Annotated in this window: 11 protein-coding genes and 1 riboswitch; of the genes, 10 read left to right on the top strand and 1 reads right to left on the bottom strand. The window is 69.3% G+C overall.

Going from position 1 to position 17,553, the window contains the following annotated elements:
• Positions 1-68 precede the first annotated feature (68 nt).
• The 3 genes from eccD to ACWGKS_RS15710 all read left to right on the top strand — a co-directional run bounded on the left by eccD (position 69) and on the right by ACWGKS_RS15710 (position 3,945).
• Positions 69-1,394 (top strand): type VII secretion integral membrane protein EccD, encoded by a 1,326-nt coding sequence (gene eccD / locus ACWGKS_RS15720; protein WP_358512961.1) that lies wholly within the window; start codon positions 69-71, stop codon positions 1,392-1,394.
• A 14-nt stretch (positions 1,395-1,408) separates the two neighbouring features.
• Complete coding sequence (locus ACWGKS_RS15715; protein WP_358512959.1) at positions 1,409-2,299, top strand: ATPase; 891 nt, start codon at positions 1,409-1,411, stop codon at positions 2,297-2,299.
• A 1,292-nt stretch (positions 2,300-3,591) separates the two neighbouring features.
• A complete protein-coding gene (locus ACWGKS_RS15710) occupies positions 3,592-3,945 on the top strand; it encodes a hypothetical protein (RefSeq protein ID WP_358512957.1) in 354 nt (117 codons plus the stop codon).
• Between the two features lie 277 nt (positions 3,946-4,222).
• On the opposite strand, the gene ACWGKS_RS15705 is transcribed toward ACWGKS_RS15710, so the two are convergent.
• A complete protein-coding gene (locus tag ACWGKS_RS15705) occupies positions 4,223-4,984 on the bottom strand; it encodes a hypothetical protein (protein ID WP_358512955.1) in 762 nt (253 codons plus the stop codon).
• Positions 4,985-5,205: 221 nt separating this feature from the next.
• Here ACWGKS_RS15705 and ACWGKS_RS15700 point away from each other — a divergent pair, with 221 nt between their 5' ends.
• The 7 genes from ACWGKS_RS15700 (at position 5,206) to ACWGKS_RS15670 (ending at position 17,111) form a co-directional block, all read left to right on the top strand.
• Positions 5,206-8,151, top strand: a complete 2,946-nt coding sequence (locus ACWGKS_RS15700; RefSeq protein WP_358512953.1) for a sigma-70 family RNA polymerase sigma factor — start codon at positions 5,206-5,208, stop codon at positions 8,149-8,151.
• A 197-nt stretch (positions 8,152-8,348) separates the two neighbouring features.
• Positions 8,349-9,992 (top strand): NYN domain-containing protein, encoded by a 1,644-nt coding sequence (locus tag ACWGKS_RS15695; RefSeq protein WP_358512951.1) that lies wholly within the window; start codon positions 8,349-8,351, stop codon positions 9,990-9,992.
• Between the two features lie 34 nt (positions 9,993-10,026).
• Entirely contained in the window at positions 10,027-10,590 is a 564-nt protein-coding gene (locus tag ACWGKS_RS15690) for a hypothetical protein (RefSeq protein ID WP_358512949.1), read from the top strand.
• A gap of 388 nt (positions 10,591-10,978) precedes the next feature.
• Positions 10,979-11,185, top strand: a riboswitch (cobalamin riboswitch).
• 156 nt (positions 11,186-11,341) lie between these two features.
• Positions 11,342-13,930 carry a ribonucleoside-diphosphate reductase subunit alpha gene (locus ACWGKS_RS15685; protein ID WP_358512947.1) on the top strand — a complete coding sequence of 863 codons (2,589 nt, stop codon included), beginning with the start codon at positions 11,342-11,344 and terminating at the stop codon, positions 13,928-13,930.
• Positions 13,931-14,024: 94 nt separating this feature from the next.
• Positions 14,025-15,104 (top strand): ribonucleotide-diphosphate reductase subunit beta, encoded by a 1,080-nt coding sequence (locus ACWGKS_RS15680; RefSeq protein WP_358512945.1) that lies wholly within the window; start codon positions 14,025-14,027, stop codon positions 15,102-15,104.
• Between the two features lie 204 nt (positions 15,105-15,308).
• Positions 15,309-16,520 (top strand): acyl-CoA dehydrogenase family protein, encoded by a 1,212-nt coding sequence (locus tag ACWGKS_RS15675; protein WP_358512943.1) that lies wholly within the window; start codon positions 15,309-15,311, stop codon positions 16,518-16,520.
• 378 nt (positions 16,521-16,898) lie between these two features.
• A complete protein-coding gene (locus ACWGKS_RS15670) occupies positions 16,899-17,111 on the top strand; it encodes a DUF397 domain-containing protein (protein WP_358512941.1) in 213 nt (70 codons plus the stop codon).
• Positions 17,112-17,553: the final 442 nt, after the last annotated feature.

The raw sequence follows: 17,553 nt of genomic DNA, 5'->3' as shown, positions 1-17,553 counted from the left end.
GTCGACGCGCGTGACGCGTCACCAAGACCGTGGCGCACCGCGCCGCCCGCCCAGCAGAATGGAAGGTCATGACCGCTTGGAGCCGCGTGACGATCGTCGGTGAGGAGCGCCGGGTCGACGCGGTACTCCCGGCGAGTGAGCCCGTCGGTGTCCTCATGCCGGAGGTCCTGGAACTACTCGGGGACGAGCCCCAGAACCCGGCCAGGCTGCGCCACCTGGTGACCGCGTCCGGCGCGGTCCTGGCGGGTGAGAACACCCTGGAGGAACGCCGGATCGAGGACGGGTCCGTGCTCTGGTTGGTCCAGGACGAGGCTCCCGTACCCGCCCCCGTGGTGCACGAAGTGCCCGAGGCGGTGTCGAAGGCCCTGGACGACCACACCGGTAGGTGGACCCCCGAAGCGGCCCGTTGGAGCGCGACCGTCTCGCTGGCCGCACTCGCCTTGGGCACGGCCTGGCTCGTCCATGGACACCTGCCGGGAGGAACGGGCCTCGTGGCGATCGCCGCGATCGCGCTGGTACTGGTGACGGCCGGCGCCGCGATCGGACCGACCTGGCGGGAACCGCTGGGTACCGCGCTGTCGATCGCCGGCACCGTGGTCGGGGGCTTCGGACTATGGCGGGCCGGCGACCACTTCGACTGGCCGAACTGGGCCCTGTGGGGAGGGACCGCCGCCCTGCTCTCCGGGCTCGTGCTGTTGCTGGGCCTCACCTCCGGCCTGGGCCGGGGCGGGTTGGCCGGCGGCGGTGTCGGTCTGGCCCTGGCCTCGGTGTGGACCCTGTCCCGCGTCCTGGGCCTGTCGACCGATCTGGTCGCGGTGCTGCTGACCGTGGTCTGTGTGCTCGGGCTGAGCCTGCTCCTGAGGGTCGCCCTCATGATCTCGGGGCTGACGGTCCTGGACGACCGCCGAAGCTCCGGCGAATCGGTGGCCAGGGACGACGTCCTCACCTCGGTGGCCAGGGCGCATCGCAGTCTGGTCATCGCCACCGTGGCGGTGGCCATCGCCGTGGCCGTCGCGGGCCTCGGGCTCGTCACGAACCTCACCCCCTGGACGTCCGGGCTGTGCGTGGTGCTCGCGATCGTGGTGGCGAGCCGCTCCCGGCTGTTCCCGCTCATCGCGCAGAAGGCGGCGCTCATCGCCGCGAGCCTCGTGGTGCTGCTCGCCTTCCTCGTGGAGTGGGCCGCCGGTGAGTCGTGGGCGGTCTGGCCGGCCCTGGCCGTGGCCGTCGCGGTGGCGGCCATCCCGATGGTGGTCCTGGCCACCGAGCAGCCCGAGCACGTGCGCGCGCGTCTGCGTGGTGTGACCGGCCGATTCGAGGTCGTCGCCGTGATCGTCATGGTGCCGTTGGCGGTCGGGGCGTTCGGGACCTTCGAGCGACTGCTCGCGACCTTCTGAAGGGGAGGATGACGATGGGCACCACCAAGGCGGTGCACGGGGACCCCTGGCCGCGCAGGTTGGGCCGAGCGGTCGTGACCCCCTTTCTGCCGACGTCGGAGATCGCCGACGCCATCGAGATGCGCGGGCGCCTGCAGCGTTCCACGGCCACGGGTCGTCGGATCCTCGTGGACGACTTCGGCACCGGTGCGGACACCGCGGTCGTGACCGCTCTGATCGCCCGGGTCCTGGCCCACCACCGTCGGGATCGGGTCCTGACGGTGGACGCCACCGATCGGCTTCCGCCACTCGGTACCCGGTTGGACACCCACGCCGCGCATGCCTTGGGCGAGGGGGTGCGGACCGCGAGCTTCGAGCAGGCCAAGGAGAGCCTCGGTGAGGTGGGGCCCGGCCTGTGGACGGTCCAGGCGGCCCAGAACAACGAGGACGCCTACGCGGCGGGCCTGCTTCCGCTCTTCCGGTTCTTCGGCGTGACGCTGGTGACCGGTGGTTCGGGAGGGGCGTTCGTGAAGGCGGTCGCCGAGACCGCCCACTCTCGTGTCCGTGTGGTGCGGGCGACTCGGGATTCGGCTCGGATCGTGGGTCGCAGACTCGACCACCTGCTCCGTGAGGGCCGACGACACGAGGTGGAGAACAGCGTGATCGTGGTCTTCGACCAGGAGAGGGACGAAGACCCGGGGTTCGACGCCACGCGGATCACCCGCATCATCGCCGAGAGTGGGGCGGAGGCCGTGCGCCTGCGCTACGACCGGCACCTCGCCCAAGGGCTCGCCGTGCAGATGCGCCGGGTCTCGGAGGCCACCCATCGAACGGCGATCCACATGGCGGCGGAGGCCATGACCAAGGCCGTGGCGACGGTACGACCCCGGTACGCGGCAATGGAAGGGAGAGGTGAGTGGGCATGAGCCGGCGCGACGCGGAGGACTCGTCGGAACCGAGGGACGGGTCGTCCCCTCGAACGGACGCCTCTTCCCGGGGGCCGGCCCCGGTTCGACGGGCCCACCCGGGCGCGGAGCGGCACCCCGGGGATCCGGACACGTCGTCTCCCGAGGGACGACCGGATCCTCGATACCCGTTCAACGGTCCTCAGGGACCCCAGAACCTCCAGGGAAGCCAGGGATCCCAGGGTCCGCCGGCTCCTTCGGGGCCTTCCGGTCCTCAGGGAACCCAGAACCCCCAGAGTCCCCAGGGAACCCAGATATCCCATAGCCCCCATAGTCCTCAGGTTCCCCACAACCCCCAGGGATCCCAGAGTCTCCAGGGAAGCCAGGCATCCCAGGGTTCGCCGACTCCTTCGGGGCCTTCCGGTCCTCAAGCTCCCCACAACCTCCAGGGACCTCCCCGGCATCAGGCATACCAGGCTCCCCAGAACCCTTCCGGTCCTCAGGGGCCCCAGAATCCCCAGGCTCCCCAGGCTCTCCAGAACCCTTCCGGGCCCCAGGTCCCCCACAACCCTTCCGGTCCTCAGGTTCCCCAAGGCTTCCGGCCGACCCATGGGCCCGTCCGTCCTCCGGGGCCCCAAGGCCCCCAGAACCCTCAGGGGGCTTTCGGCCACCAAAGGCCGGGGTCACCTCCGGCCGGCGACGTGCCACCGCGGTACCAGGGCGACGGCGCGCCGCCGAGGCGATACACCGCTCCGTCCGGACCTCAGGTCCCCCCGGGCTCTTCCGGACCTCAGTACCCCTGGGCCGGACCGCACACCGCGCGAACGCCACCGTCGGGTCAGGCGCCACCTCCTCCCGGTTCGCGGGCCCCGTCCGGGCCGCCGCGCACACGGGCGAACGACTCGATCGCCGAGGCCTTCCTCTCGGGTACGTCGGGCATGTCCGCTCCGCCCGCTCCGCCCGCCCCGGAACGTCCTCGGGAGGCACCGACTCCTCGGCCGGAAGCGCCACGTCGGGTACCGCCGCCGAACCCGTATCCGTGGGAGGGGCCCCGACCCGAACCGACGCCCCCGCCGAGCGAGCCCTGGAACCCCCCTCCGAAGGACTCGGCGCCCCCTTCGGTCACGCCCCGGCAGGACACAGGACCTCGGGAACCCGTGCCGTGGGAGGCCCCGCGAACCGACCCCCGGGTCCAAGCGGAGCCAGGGCCGATCGCACCCGACCCCCTTCGTGAACCGGACCCCGCCCCCGTCCCGGAACCGCCGTCGGCCCCGCGCCCCGAGGCCCGGGTGGAGGACACGTCCGCTCGTCCGGTGGAGTCGGTTCCGCCCGAAGAGCCGATTCGGACCGAGGGAACCCTCCGGCCCGAGGAACCGCTCTGGCCGGCGGCCCCCGTGCAACCGGCGGCCCCGGAACGGCCCGAACAGCGGACCCGGCCCAAGGACGAGGCCGAATCGTCGGGTGTCGACTCGGAACCGTTCGCGTCGAGCACCTTCGATCCGGTGCCGTCCGCCAAGGGCATCGAGGCGTGGGCCGACATCGTGGACCGGACCCCGCCGATGCCGGGCGGTTTCGAGGAACGCATCGTGAACGTGCGGGCGGTCCCCGCGTCCCTGTTCGGTAGAGCGCTGTTCCGGGTGAGCCTTGGCCGGATCAAGGTCGGGTGACGGGCCGAACCGGGCGGCCACGCCCCTGCGCGAAGGAGAGGGGCGCGCCCACCTCCCCTGTGTGAGCGCGCCCCGGCGCGTTCGTCAACGCGCCCTCCCGTCCGACGTTCCCTTGGGCCGCCCTCTCTCGGGGCCAGAGGGCCCGGGGTGGTCGTCGGGCGGGGGCCGACCGCTCTGCGCGCGTCCCCTCGGCGTCGCGCGGCGGTCGGCGTTGCCGTCCGGTGGGGGCTCCTCTCCCCTCAAGGAGGGCCTGGTCCACCGGAACGGCGTCAGTGGGTCATCGGTCGGATCGAGCACCCCCGCCGTCCAGGGCGTCGAGCAGGGACAAGGCCTCGGCGTGGGTGCCGGGCAACGGGACCGACCACACGGCCGCCCCGTGCTCCCAACCGGTCTGTTCGCGCAGGAGGTCCAGTTCCTCCGCGAGGTTGGGTCCGTCCTGGGTCAGCACCGCGATCCGTGAGCGGTTCACCAGGCACAACGACTCGCCACGGGTGAAGAAGCGGCGCAGTTCGTGACCGAGCACGATGAGCCGCGCCGTCCGCCGCCAAGGGTCGAGTGAGGGGTCCAGCGCCATGACCACCAGACGGTGGTCGAAGGCGGCGGGCACGCCGTCGTCGATGCCCCGGTAGAGCTCGCCCACCCTGGTTCGCAGGTAGCCACGATCGGCCAGTCCGGTCAGCGGATCCTGGCAGTGGTCCCGGTCGCGACCACCTCGCTCCCAGCCCTCGGCCAGGGCTCGGACCATGGCGAACGGTGATCGGTCCAGCCCGATCGAGCGGGTGAACGCGTCCAGGTCCGTCAGGGCGCGCCCGATCCCCACACCCACACGGGCGCGGGCCTCGCCGAGCCTCGCGCAGGGTTCGGTGAGTTCGCCACCGTGCGCGTAGGCCTCACAGAGGACGTCCACGGCCGGGGTCCACCAGTCCTCGGACCGGGACCAACCCGCTGCCTGTGAGCGGTGCCTCCACGGCGTACGTAGTTCCCGAGCGCGGTGAACGTTGCGGCCCCCCGCTCCGGCTCCTACTTCGATCTCGCCCATGGTTCAGCTCCTGGTCGTCGTTTTCCCAGGTGGACGGAGGTGGGCCCGCGCCCCCGCGGTGGGCTCCCTCCGTCCGCCTCACCCCTAATCACGGAGATCGGTGGCGTTCATGACGCGGATAGGGGATATTTTTCGAGAACGTGTTTTCGGACGCCGAACCCACGCCCCCACGTCCGGTTCCGGTCAGCGGTGGGGCTGGACTACGAGTGAAAGGGCGCGGGGTGACCGACGCCGAAGGGGAGTACACAGAGACATTGCTCGGTGACGCTCAGATCATCGAGCAGGTCAAGGGTGGCGACAACGCCGCCTTCGGGGCCCTGTACGAACGCCACGCGACCGCCGCGCGTGGGCTGGCCCGCCAACTTCTGCGCGGTGAGGCCGAGGTCGAGGACGCCGTGGCCGAGGCGTTCACCAAGGTGCTCAGTGTCCTCCAACGCGGGGGTGGTCCCAGCGACGCCTTCCGGCCCTACCTGCTCACCGCGGTCCGCAACGCCGCCTACGACCGGGGCCGAGGCGAGAAACGCCAGGTCGTCACCGACGACATGGAGAGCTACGACTCGGGTGAGCCCTTCGTCGACCCCGCCCTCGAAGGGCTGGAGCGATCCCTGATCGCCCGGGCCTTCCTCTCCCTGCCCGAACGCTGGCAGTCGGTCCTGTGGCACACCGAGATCGAGGGGGTCAAGCCCGCGGAGGCGGCGACCATCCTGGGAATGAACCCCAATGGGGTGGCCGCCCTGGCCTACCGCGCGAGGGAAGGGCTGCGGCAGGCCTACCTGCAGATGCACCTTGCGGGTAGCGGGACCGCGGAGACGTGCCGTCCCACGATCGGTCTCTTGGGCGCCTACGTGCGTGGTGGCCTGGCCAAGCGGGACACCGGCAAGGTGGACCGGCACCTGGACGACTGCTCCGACTGCCGCGAGGTGTACGCGGAGCTGATGGACGTCAACGTCGGGCTGCGCGGGATCGTGCTTCCCCTGGTCGTCGGCTTCGGCGCCACGGGTTACCTGGCGTCCGTTCCCGGTGCGGCCGTTTCCGGCGCCTGGTGGAACCGGATGTCCAAGCGTCGGCAGCAGGCCACGGCGGGCGCCGCCGCGGCGGCCTGCGTGGCGGTGTCCGTCGCCCTGGCGATGGTGGGCGCGGACGCCCCGATCGAGGAGGACCCCCCGACGGCGGCGGCTCCGCCGATCGACGCCCCCGCGGAGGACCCACCGCCCCCGGCCGCGGACTCGGATGACCCGGACACACCGCCCGCCGATCCGCCTGCGCCGGAGGAGCCCGTTCCCGCGCCGGTGCCCCCCGCGGACGTACCCGCGGCCGAGTCGCCCGATCCGCCCCCGCCTCCGAGTGAGCCGGAACCCGTCCCCGAACCGGAACCGGAACCAGAGCCCGAACCGGAACCCGAACCGGCACCCGAAGAGCCCGAGGTACCCGAGGCACCCGCGGAGTGGCCGGAGTTCGCCGTGGGCATCGACCCCGTCGGCTCCCTCGTGCCCGGTGGCGACGGGATCATGGTCCTGGACGTGCTCAACACCGGCGCGGACACCACCGAGGACGTGGTCGCCGAGATCACCCTGCCCCCCGGTGTGGAGATGGTCTCCTCGGGTGGTGCGGGCAGAGCGATCCCGTTGTCGGTCGGTCACGGTGACTGGGGCTGTTCCGCCGGTGGCGGCGGTGGTGAATGCGTGCGGTCGGACATGGCCGCCGGTGAGAGCAGCACCCACTTCCTGGATGTCCGAGTGGCGCCCGACGCCGACGTGGACGTTCCCGCCGACGTGGCGGTCTCCTCCGGAGAGGTGCGCTACACCGCGACCGGTGAGCGTGGCGTGTCCTCGGAGGGAATCCCGGCCAGATACGCCACGGCCGGTCAGGTGCGCTCCGAGAGCGTGGGCAACACCCTGATGACCTGCATCGAACCCGAGCAGCCGGAGAACCCGAAGAACCCGTGGCCCTGGCCGTGGTGGGAGCGTCCGCGGGTGCCGGGGAGCGGGGACGACAACCCCCTGGCCCCGCCCGAGCGGTCACCCGACGCGGAGACCGATGTCGACCCCGACTCCGAGCCGGGTGCGGACGACGCCGATCTTCGTCGCCCTCCCGCGGACACCGGGACCCCTGGGACGGAGGGGGAGGGTGCGCTCGATGATCTCCTCGGGGAGGGAGGGGAGATCGGCGGCGAAGAACAGGAATTCGATCACGATCTTCCGGGGGTCCCCGGGCTTCCCGGAAACGAAGGGTCGGACGGCGGGGAATCCGGTACCGAGACCCCCGAGGCGCCCGAGGCCCCCGAGACCCCGGAGGAGACCGAAGGACCCGAGGCGCCAGAGGACGGTTATGAAGAGGAACCGGAGGAGGACGAGGAGCCGGGCGAGTGCGCGCAGGCCCGCGACCGCTCCGGTGAGCGTCTCGACAACGACAACTGGGTGATGGGGCCCCTGGACGACGACCGGGACCCCACGACGACTTCGTCCAGCGCCGCGACCTGGGAACTCCCCGCGGGCGGATCCGTGCGCTGGGCCGGACTGTACTTCTCCGCGGCGGGCGACCCGAGCGCTCCGACCGCTCGGATCAAGGGGCCGGGCATGGCCTCCTACACGACGGTCACGGCCGCCGACGTTCGTTCCGCCGAGCTGCCGGCCTACCCCGCCTACCAGGCGTTCGCCGAGGTCACCGAGCTGGTGCGTTCAGCCGGCGGTGGCCAGTGGTGGGTCGGTGACGTTCCCGCGACCGAAGGTCGGGGGGCGTACGCGGGGTGGAGCCTGGTGGTGATCCTGGAGGACCCCTCGGTGGAGGGGCACCGGCAGGCCATGGTTCTGGACGAGACCTCGGCGGTCTTCCAGGACGAGGTCGGCGCGCGGTTCCCGGTTTCGGGACTGCTGCCGGCGTCGGTCCCGGCCACGTTCGACGTGGTGGCCTGGGAGGGTGACGCCGATCTGGGCGGGGACCGTGTGCTCTTGGACGGCGTCCCGCTCGATCCACGCGAAGGCGGCGGTGACGCCGGCAACGTCTTCGTGAGCTCCGCGCGAGGCTCGGATGGCGACCCGATGACGTTCGGGACGGATGTGGTCCGATTCGACGCGCGGCTCGGACGCGAATCGGAAATCCGAATCTCCTCCGGACAGGACGCCTTGTTGATGGGCGCGATCGTGCTCACGGCCCCGATGCGCACCTGAGTCGAACATCGGTGCGGAGTTCATCGTGTGCACAGGGCGACCGAAGGGCCCGCGCCGACCGGGAAGGCCTCCTGTGTGTAGCAATGTATTGACGGGGAGTATTCAAAGGCGGCACGCAAAATCAGACAGACTTGGCTAGGCTGTGCCCCGGTCATGGATATGGCCCCAGAGATCGACAGGGAAGGGGGCGGTGTCACGTGGACCGTTGCGCGTTGTTCGTCGACGCGGGATACCTTCTCGCCGACGGCGCGATGGCCGTGCACGGAACCCGGAACCGGGACTCCGTCGCCTGGGACTACTCCGGTCTCGTCCAGTTCCTCAACGAGGTCGCACGGGATCGCACCGGCCTGCCGCTCCTGCGTTGCTACTGGTACGAGGCGGTCGCCGACGACCGGAGGGCCCAGGAACAGGACGGCATCGCCGACATCCCCGGCATCAAGTTCAGAGCGGCGAAGATCCGGCCCGGCCGCCGCGAGGGCGTGGAGGGCTACGTCCAACGCGACCTGACCACCTTGGCCCGCACCGGTGTCCTCTGCGACGCCGTCCTGGTGAGCGGTGACGAGGACATGGCCCCCGTGGTCGCCGACGTCCAGGACCTGGGTGTGCGCGTCACCGTCGTGCACATCTCGGTGGAGGGCAACTGGACCATCTCTCGGGCGCTGCGCCAGGAGTGCGACGACCTGATCGAGATCGGCGCCGGTCACCTGCGCCCGCACGTCAACCTGCTCTCCGGTGGTGGATCCACCCAGGAGAACGCGGCGAAGACGACCACGCCCTTCGCCAACGGACGCTCCCAGGCCCCCGCCGAACAGTCCCCCCACCCGGTGGCCTCCGGGCCCCGGAACGGCATGGTCGAACCGGCCACGCCCTCCACGGGTGGACTCGAAGCGATGTTCGCCGGCACCGGTGGCCAGCCCGTTCCACAGGGCAGCGCCATGGAACAGTTGCGCGCGATGCGTCGCTCGCTGGCCCAACAGCGCGGCGACCACCTCGCCGGCCCCTCGGGCGAGAACGCCCCTCCCGGAGCGATCGACGCCAACGGTTTCCCCTCGGGGGGACAGGCGGTGAACGGCAACGGGGTCTACCCGGGCGCCGGTCAGAACGGGCAGGCCGGGTACGTCGGCCCCCACACGGGCGCCCATCCGGCGCCGCGTGGAGCGGACGGAGGGTACGGGCTGCCGGCCAGACCCGGACCCGCCCAGGCGGCCGGAGGCGGTCCACAGGGCTTCGCCGGAACGGGCCCACAACAGGCCTTCTCCAATACGGGACCACAGCCCGCCTTCGGGGCGGGCACCGGTCCACAGGCCTCGTTCGCGCCCGACCCGCAACAGGCTCCACCCCATAGAAACCCTCCCGCCCCCGACCCCAGGTTCGGTGGCGGACACGGCGAGGAGCAGGGGTTCGGAGGTGGGGCGGACACAAACCCTACCTATGGGACCAGTACGGCAACTGACACCGCGCACAGCGGTGGCGCCGCGCCCCGTTTCGGGGAACGGCGACCTACTGGTCCCGAGTACGACGGCCGATTCGGCCCCGGCGGTTACCAGGAATCCACTCACAGTCCTGGATATGCCCAACAGACGGGGCTCGGCGCGCATACCGTTGATGATGCGGTGCACATCGCGCACAAGGAAGGGAACGACTTCGCGGAGTCGATCGCACGCGAGGCGCCGGTCCTTTGGGTGGAGGCCGTCCTCGCCCGCAGGCCCCGGATGCCCTCGGACCTGGAGGCTCGTCTGCTCCAGGGATCCTCGCTCCCGATCGACCACCTGCTGCGCGACGAGGTCCGAGATGGACTGCGCCAGGGGTTCTGGCAGGCCTTGGAGCGTGCCAGGCCCTGATCGGTGGGTGGGGAGAGCGAGTTGGGATGGGGCGATGCGGTTGACCCACGTGACGACGGCAGAACTCGACCGGTTGGAATTCCACGCCGTCCGATCCGGTGAACACGGCCGGACCGCCGCCCGACTACTGGACCTGGCCAACAGCGTCGACGCCGGTAGCGAGGTCACGCGGGCGGAGCTGTTCGTACGCGCCGGAGAACAGTGGGAGATCGCCCAGGAGTTCGAACGCGCCTGTTCCGCCTATCAGCGGGCCATAGACGATGGTGGCCCCACCGTGGTCGACGCGCACGCCCTCAGCGCCGGCGCCCTGTTGCAACTGGACGAGCGGCAGCAGGCCGAGGGGCACCTCAAGCGGCTGGAGACCGGTGAACCGGTCGGATTGCCCACCCACATCCACGTCACCGAGGCGTTGTACGCCCACGACGACCTGGAGGGCGCCGAACGGTGGGCCACCGTGGGCGCCCGACGACACGCCGGGCGCCCACAAAGTCCGTGCGATCGGGATCTGTTCCTCGAACTCCTGCGGATCCGATTTCGGATCAGGGCCGACCTCGGGCTGGCGGAGGATGATCTGGACCTCCTTCTCGACCAGGAGTGACCGCGCGATCCGACGAGATCGTAGGCGATCGGAGCGGGCGGCCTCCGGTTCGGTCGTCCCGCGCGTGTCCCGTGGTGGCGGGTTTCGGGGTGGGGCGGCGGCGCGGGTCGAGCACCGACAGACCGGGATCGGCCGGCCGCGAGTGAGGTTTCCTACCCTGCCCAGAGGTGCCGTGGCGGACACCCGGGCGAGGTGCCGGGTGCGTTCGTCCCGGGAACGTCCTAGGCTGTGACGCGCCCCCTTCGGGGACCCCTCCCGATACCGTCGCGCAGCCCCGTTCCGGCGCTTTCATACCACGCCCGGGAGGCGTGTTCGACGATCGTCGAAGAATCTGAGAAATCAGCGACACGCCATCATCTTGCGGTGTTCCAAGCCGCCATCCCCTAGATGTAGTATCTGTCCCGCTGGTGGTTCACCGGGCTCGCAAGGGGCCGGTGACGCGAGAGGGAACCCGGTGCGAGTCCGGGACTGCCCCGCAGCGGTGAGTGGGAACGAAGGTCGTCACGCGCACCGGGAACCCCCGAAAGGTCCCGGGAAGCGACGGCTCGGTAGGGCGCCCACGAGTCCGAAAACCTGCCATCGGCACACACCCCCAGGTGTGTACAACGTCGGGGCTTCGAGGGAGAGTCGCCGCGACCCGACGATGGATCGCACGCATCCGGTGCGGCGATCCATCGTTGTGAGCCGCACGCTTGTCACTTGTGCCCCCGCACCCCCACCGGGACTCTTTTACCGAGGTTGGAGCCGCTGTATGACCCTTGACGTCGAGGCCGTGCCCGCATCCGTTCGGCCCGGACCGAACAACGAGGGCGGTCGTCCCGCCGCCGTCGACCGGATCGAGCATGTCGTGGCCGAGGCCTGTGCACGGCTCTCCGGCGTTTCGGCGGAGAAGGTCCTGACCGAGGCGCGTCGCGGGTTCTACCCGGGCATCGCCGACGCCGAGGTCGAGCTCGGCGTCGTCATGGCCGCCCGCAGCTTCGTCGAGGTCGACCCGAACTACTCCTACGTGGCCGCTCGCCTGCTGCTGGACAAGCTCCGCACCGAGGCCCTGAGCTTCATCGGCGGCGCTCCCGAGACCGCCACCCAGGCCGACATGGCCGAGGGCTACGCGGGCTACCTGGCCGCCTACGTCGGTCGTGGCATCGACCTCGGGCAGCTCGACCCCGCCCTCGCCCGGTTCGACCTGGGGCGTCTGGGCAAGGCCCTGCACCCCGAGCGCGACGAGCAGTTCACCTTCCTCGGCATCCAGACCCTGTACGACCGCTACTTCCTGCACAGCGACGAGGTCCGCTACGAGCTGCCGCAGGCGTTCTTCATGCGCGTCGCGATGGGTCTGGCCCTCAACGAGGACGACCGTGAGGCCCGCGCGATCGAGTTCTACGAGCTGCTGAGCTCGTTCGACTTCATGGCCTCCACGCCCACCCTGTTCAACGCGGGCACGGTGCGCGCGCAGCTGTCGTCCTGCTTCCTGACCACGGTCGGCGACGACCTGCAGGACATCTTCCACGGCATCAGCAACAACGCCATGCTGTCCAAGTACTCGGGCGGTCTGGGCAACGACTGGACCCCGGTCCGCGGCCTGGGTTCCCACATCAAGGGCACCAACGGCAAGAGCCAGGGCGTCGTCCCGTTCCTGAAGATCGCCAACGACACCGCGGTCGCGGTCAACCAGGGCGGCAAGCGCAAGGGCGCGGTCTGCGCCTACCTGGAGACCTGGCACATCGACATCGAGGAATTCCTCGACCTTCGCAAGAACACCGGTGACGAGCGCCGCCGCACCCACGACATGAACACCGCGAACTGGGTTCCGGACCTGTTCATGCAGCGTGTGGAGGAGCAGGGCACCTGGACCCTGTTCTCGCCGGACGAGGTCCCGGACCTGCACGACAAGTACGGCAAGGACTTCGTCGAGGCCTACGAGAAGTACGAGGCCGAGGCCGAGGCCGGTCGTATCAAGGTCTCCAAGAAGATGCCCGCCGTGGACCTGTGGCGCCGCATGCTCACCATGCTGTTCGAGACCGGCCACCCGTGGATCACCTTCAAGGACCCGTCCAACCTGCGTTCGCCGCAGCAGCACAACGGCGTGGTGCACTCCTCCAACCTGTGCACCGAGATCACGCTGAACACGAACAAGGACGAGGTCGCGGTCTGCAACCTCGGTTCGGTGAACCTGCCCCAGCACGTGGGCCCGGACGGCGTCGACGTCGAGCGTCTGCGTCGTACCGTCCGCACCGCCGTGCGCATGCTCGACAACGTCATCGACGTGAACTTCTACACGATCCCCGAGGCGCGTCGCGCGAACATGCGTCACCGCCCCGTGGGTCTGGGTCTCATGGGCTTCCAGGACGCCCTGTTCAAGATCCGCACGCCCTTCGCCTCCGAGGGCGCGGTGAACTTCGCCGACGAGAGCATGGAGCTGATCAGCTACTACGCCATCGAGGCCTCCATGGAGCTGGCCGCCGAGCGCGGCTCCTACGAGAGCTTCGACGGTTCGCTGTGGAGCCGCGGCATCCTGCCGATCGACTCCCTGAGGCTGCTGGCCGACTCCCGCGACGGTGCCCTGGAGATGGACCGCGGCGAGACCCTGGACTGGGACTCACTGCGCGAGCGCGTCAAGACCACCGGGATGCGCAACTCCAACGTCATGGCGATCGCGCCCACCGCGACCATCGCCAACATCACCGGTGTGAACCAGTCGATCGAGCCGGTCTACCGGAACCTGTTCGTCAAGTCGAACATGTCCGGTGACTTCACCGTCGTCAACGACTACCTGGTCCGCGACCTCAAGGAGCGGGGCCTGTGGGACGACGAGATGGTGTCCGCGCTGAAGATGCACGACGGCAGCCTCGGTGAGATCGACCGGGTCCCGGACGACCTCAAGGCGCTGTACGCCACCGCGTTCGAGGTCGACCCGACCTGGCTGGTGGACGCGGGTTCGCGCCGTCAGAAGTGGATCGACCAGGCCCAGTCGCTGAACCTGTACATGGCCGCGCCCAGTGGTAAGAAGCTGGACACCCTGTACCGTCGCGCTTGGCGCTCCGGGCTCAAGACCACGTACTACCTGCGTTCGCAGAGCGCCACCCACGTGGAGAAGAGCACGCTGAAGGGCACCGACGGCCGCCTGAACGCCGTGTCGGCCACCCCGACGCCGGCCGCCGCGCCGAGCCCCGTCGCGACCCCGAGCCCGAGCCCGAGCCCGGCCGCGACCCCGAGTCCGGCAGCGAGCCCCCGCCCGGCCCCGGCCCCGGTCACCGAGCCCACGGAGCCCGAGGACGAGTTCGAGATCATCGAGGACCAGGCGTGCAGCATCGATGACCCCGAGTGCGAGGCCTGCCAGTAGGAACGCCCGGGGCCGGCGGGCGACCCCCGCCGGCCCCTCCTCGCCCCTCCACTCCCGTAGACGACCCGGTACGACCGGAGAACGGAACACGAGCATGACCGCGGTTTCCGAGAACAACGCCGCCTCCACCGGTCTCGGTGAGATCCAGCGTGACGCCGAGCGCGTGAACGTCGACGACAAGGCGATGATCAACGCCCGCGCCGACGTGAACCAGCTGCTGCCCCTCAAGTACACGTGGGCGTGGGAGAAGTACCTGTCGGGGTGCAACAACCACTGGATGCCCACCGAGGTCGCCATGCAGGCCGACATCGCGCTGTGGAAGTCCAAGGACGGGCTGACCGACGACGAGCGCCTCATGCTCAAGCGCAACCTCGGTTTCTTCGCCACCGCGGAGTCCCTGGTCGCCAACAACATCGTCCTGGCCGTGTACCGCCAACTGACCAACCCGGAGTGCCGCCAGTACCTGCTGCGCCAGGCCTTCGAGGAGGCCGTGCACACCCACACCTTCCAGTACATCTGCGAGAGCCTGGGCCTGGACGAGGGCGAGCTCTTCAACATGTACCGCGAGGTCCCGTCCATCACGGCCAAGGACGCCTGGGCGCTCAAGTACACCCAGAACCTTGAGGACCCGGAGTTCCGCACCGGCACGCCCGAGGCCGACCAGGCGTTCCTGCGGGACCTGGTCGCGTTCTACGTGATCTTCGAGGGCATGTGGTTCTACACCGGCTTCGCGCAGATCCTGTCGCTGGGCCGCCGCAACAAGATGGTCGGTATCGCCGAGCAGTACCAGTACATCCTGCGCGACGAGTCGATCCACCTGAACTTCGGCATCGACGTGATCAACCAGATCAAGATCGAGAACCCGCACCTGTGGAGCGAGGAGTTCCAGGCCGAGGTCCGGCAGATGCTGATCGACGCCTGCGAGCTGGAGGTCTCCTACGGCCGCGAGACCATGCCGCGCGGTGTGCTGGGGTTGAACTCCGAGCTGTGCGAGAAGTACATGCACTTCATCACCGACCGGCGCGCCGAGCAGATCGGCCTGCAGCCCATCTTCGGTGAGACGGAGAACCCGTTCCCGTGGATGTCGGAGATGATGGACCTCCAGAAGGAGAAGAACTTCTTCGAGACCCGAGTGATCGAGTACCAGACGGGTGGCGGCCTGGACTGGGACTAGATCCTCTTCCCGGGAGAGACCTCTCCCTCCACGGCCCGGGGCGGGCGCGCGCCCCGGGCCGTTCGCGTGCCCGAGGAGGGTGCCCGGGTTCCTGGCCGGTTCCGGTAACGCGCTGACCGGAGGAGGCCAGAACCCGAACGAAGTCGCGTCGCCCGCGTCGAAACCGGGTGCGACCAGGAAGTTCCTGGCGCGGAGGGGAGCGACGTGGAACATTACTTCGGTGCTGAGCGGCACCGGACGCTGCGGGAGGAAGTACGCGGGTTCGCACGGCGGGAGGTGGAACCCCGGGTCCCCGAGATGGAGCGACGCCGTCGCGTCGACAAGGGCCTCTCCCGGCTGATCGCCGAGCAGGGCTGGCTCGGGGCGACCGTGGACCGAGGCTACGGCGGGATGGGACTCGGACACCTGGCCAAGACCATCATCATCGAGGAACTCTCCAGGGTCAGTGGGGCGATGGGCGCCATGGTCCAGGCCTCCCAGCTGGGGGTCGCCAAGATCGTGCACTTCGGCGACGAGGCACAGCGTTCGACCTGGCTGCCCGAGGTGGCCGCGGGCCGTTGCATGCCCACGATCGCGGTCACCGAGTACGGCTCCGGCGGGCACGTCCTCGGGATGACCACCAGCGCGGTGCGCGACGGTGACGAGTACGTGCTCAACGGGCAGAAGGTGTTCGTGGGCAACAGCCACGTCGGTGACCTGCACGGCGTGGTGGCCCGGACCGGCCCCGGATCGAAGGGCCTGTCGGCGTTCCTGGTCGAGTCGGACCGCCCCGGTTTCTCCCTGGGCCGGCACGAGGGCACGATGGGGTTGCACGGCTTCAGCTTCGGTGAACTGCGCTTCGAGGACTGCCGGATTCCGGCCGCCAACATGCTGGGTTCGGAGGGTGATGGGCTGTCGGTGGCCTACTCGTCCAGCGTCCTGTACGGGAGGGCCAACCTGGCCGCGGTGGCCCTGGGCATCCACCGCGCCCTGGTCGAGGAGACCAGCGCCTATGCCCGCCGACAGCATCGCTACGGCAAGCCGCTGGCCGAGGTCCCGGCGGTCAAGCTCAAGCTGGGCCAGATGCAGTCCCGGTTGATGGTGGCGACGCTGTCGCTCTACCACGCGGTGTCGTTGCTGGACCAGGGTCTGCCCTGCGATCACGAGCTGATCAACGCCAAGCTCGTCAACGTGGAGTACGCGCTGGACACCGCGCGCAACGCCATGGAGGTCCACGCGGCCCGCGGTCTGTACACCGACAGCCCCGTCGAGCGGTACCTGCGCGACGCCCACCACATCTTCGCGCCGGCCGGCACGAGCGACGTCCAACTCCTGCGGTTGGGAGAGGTCGCGTTGGGCACCGACAAGGGTCAGTGGTCCGAACGCCTGGCGGGTCGGCTGAGGACCGCACCGGAGCCGTTGCTCTCGGTGGGCTGACATGAAGTGCGGGGGTGGGAGGGGAAGAGACCGCCCCCGCCGGTCAGGTCAAAGGTAGGCCCTTTGAAAATGCCATCAAAGAGGCACGAAGAATGACACTCGATACCAGATTTCCCGCCGAAAGGAAACGGTCTGGTCACCACATGGGAACGGTTTGACAAACTGAAAGGATGTCCGGTTTGGGGCTCGCGTGGCAGGTGTTGCTACGCTACCGTTCCGATCATCACTTCCCGCCGATCCAGTGCGTGCTTGCTTTCATCGCTTGCTGCCCGTGATCCGTTCCGGGCTGCCAAGTCATCATAGTCCATAATATGAGATCGCCCGGGCGCTGTGCGGGAAAAGGCCAAAGTCAACGAAGACCAAGGGCAGGGTCGGCGCATGTTCGAAACACACATGGGGAACTCCCAAGACTTCTTCGGTAGGTGGCGCAAGTCGCACTACTCCTACGACATCGGTGCCTGCTGTGAAGTGCTCAACCTGACCTCAGGGGAATCATTCTTCCGTGACTCCGTTCACCCGGAGGATGCGCAGTTGAAGTTCGAGAACCGTGAGTGGACGACCTTTCTCGCGGTTTCGAAGGGATCCTTCTAGCTCTTTCGGTGTTGGGGCCTGACAGGTCCCGGGACGCGACCTCCCACCCGGAGTGTTCCGAGTGGGAGGCGGTAAAGGCCGTTTGTTGGGTAGGGAGCGCGGGGTAGGTTCCTGCGTGCCCCGAGCCCGGTATTCGAAGCGGAGCCGCACGGTGTCCGACACTTCACACCACAATTCCCTCGAACATCTTGGACAACATGAACCCGCCAGGGTCGAGTCACGGATTTCGTGGGTGTCCGGCCAAGCGGTCCAAGCCAGGGACGTCCACGGTGGTGTTCATTTCCATGGCTCCAGCGGCGTTCTACCGCGCCAGGCCATCCCCCGTGAGCTGCCCAGCGACGTACACGGAGCCTTTTTCATCTTGCTTCTCGGAGCTGAAGGACCAGCACAGCACGGGTGATCTCCCCGGCCCGCTGCGGGCAGCAGCGCAGGCGGCGCAGGA

This window comes from Nocardiopsis sp. NPDC055879 (genome assembly GCF_053615935.1).
This window is presented reverse-complemented; position numbering and strand designations above follow the sequence as displayed.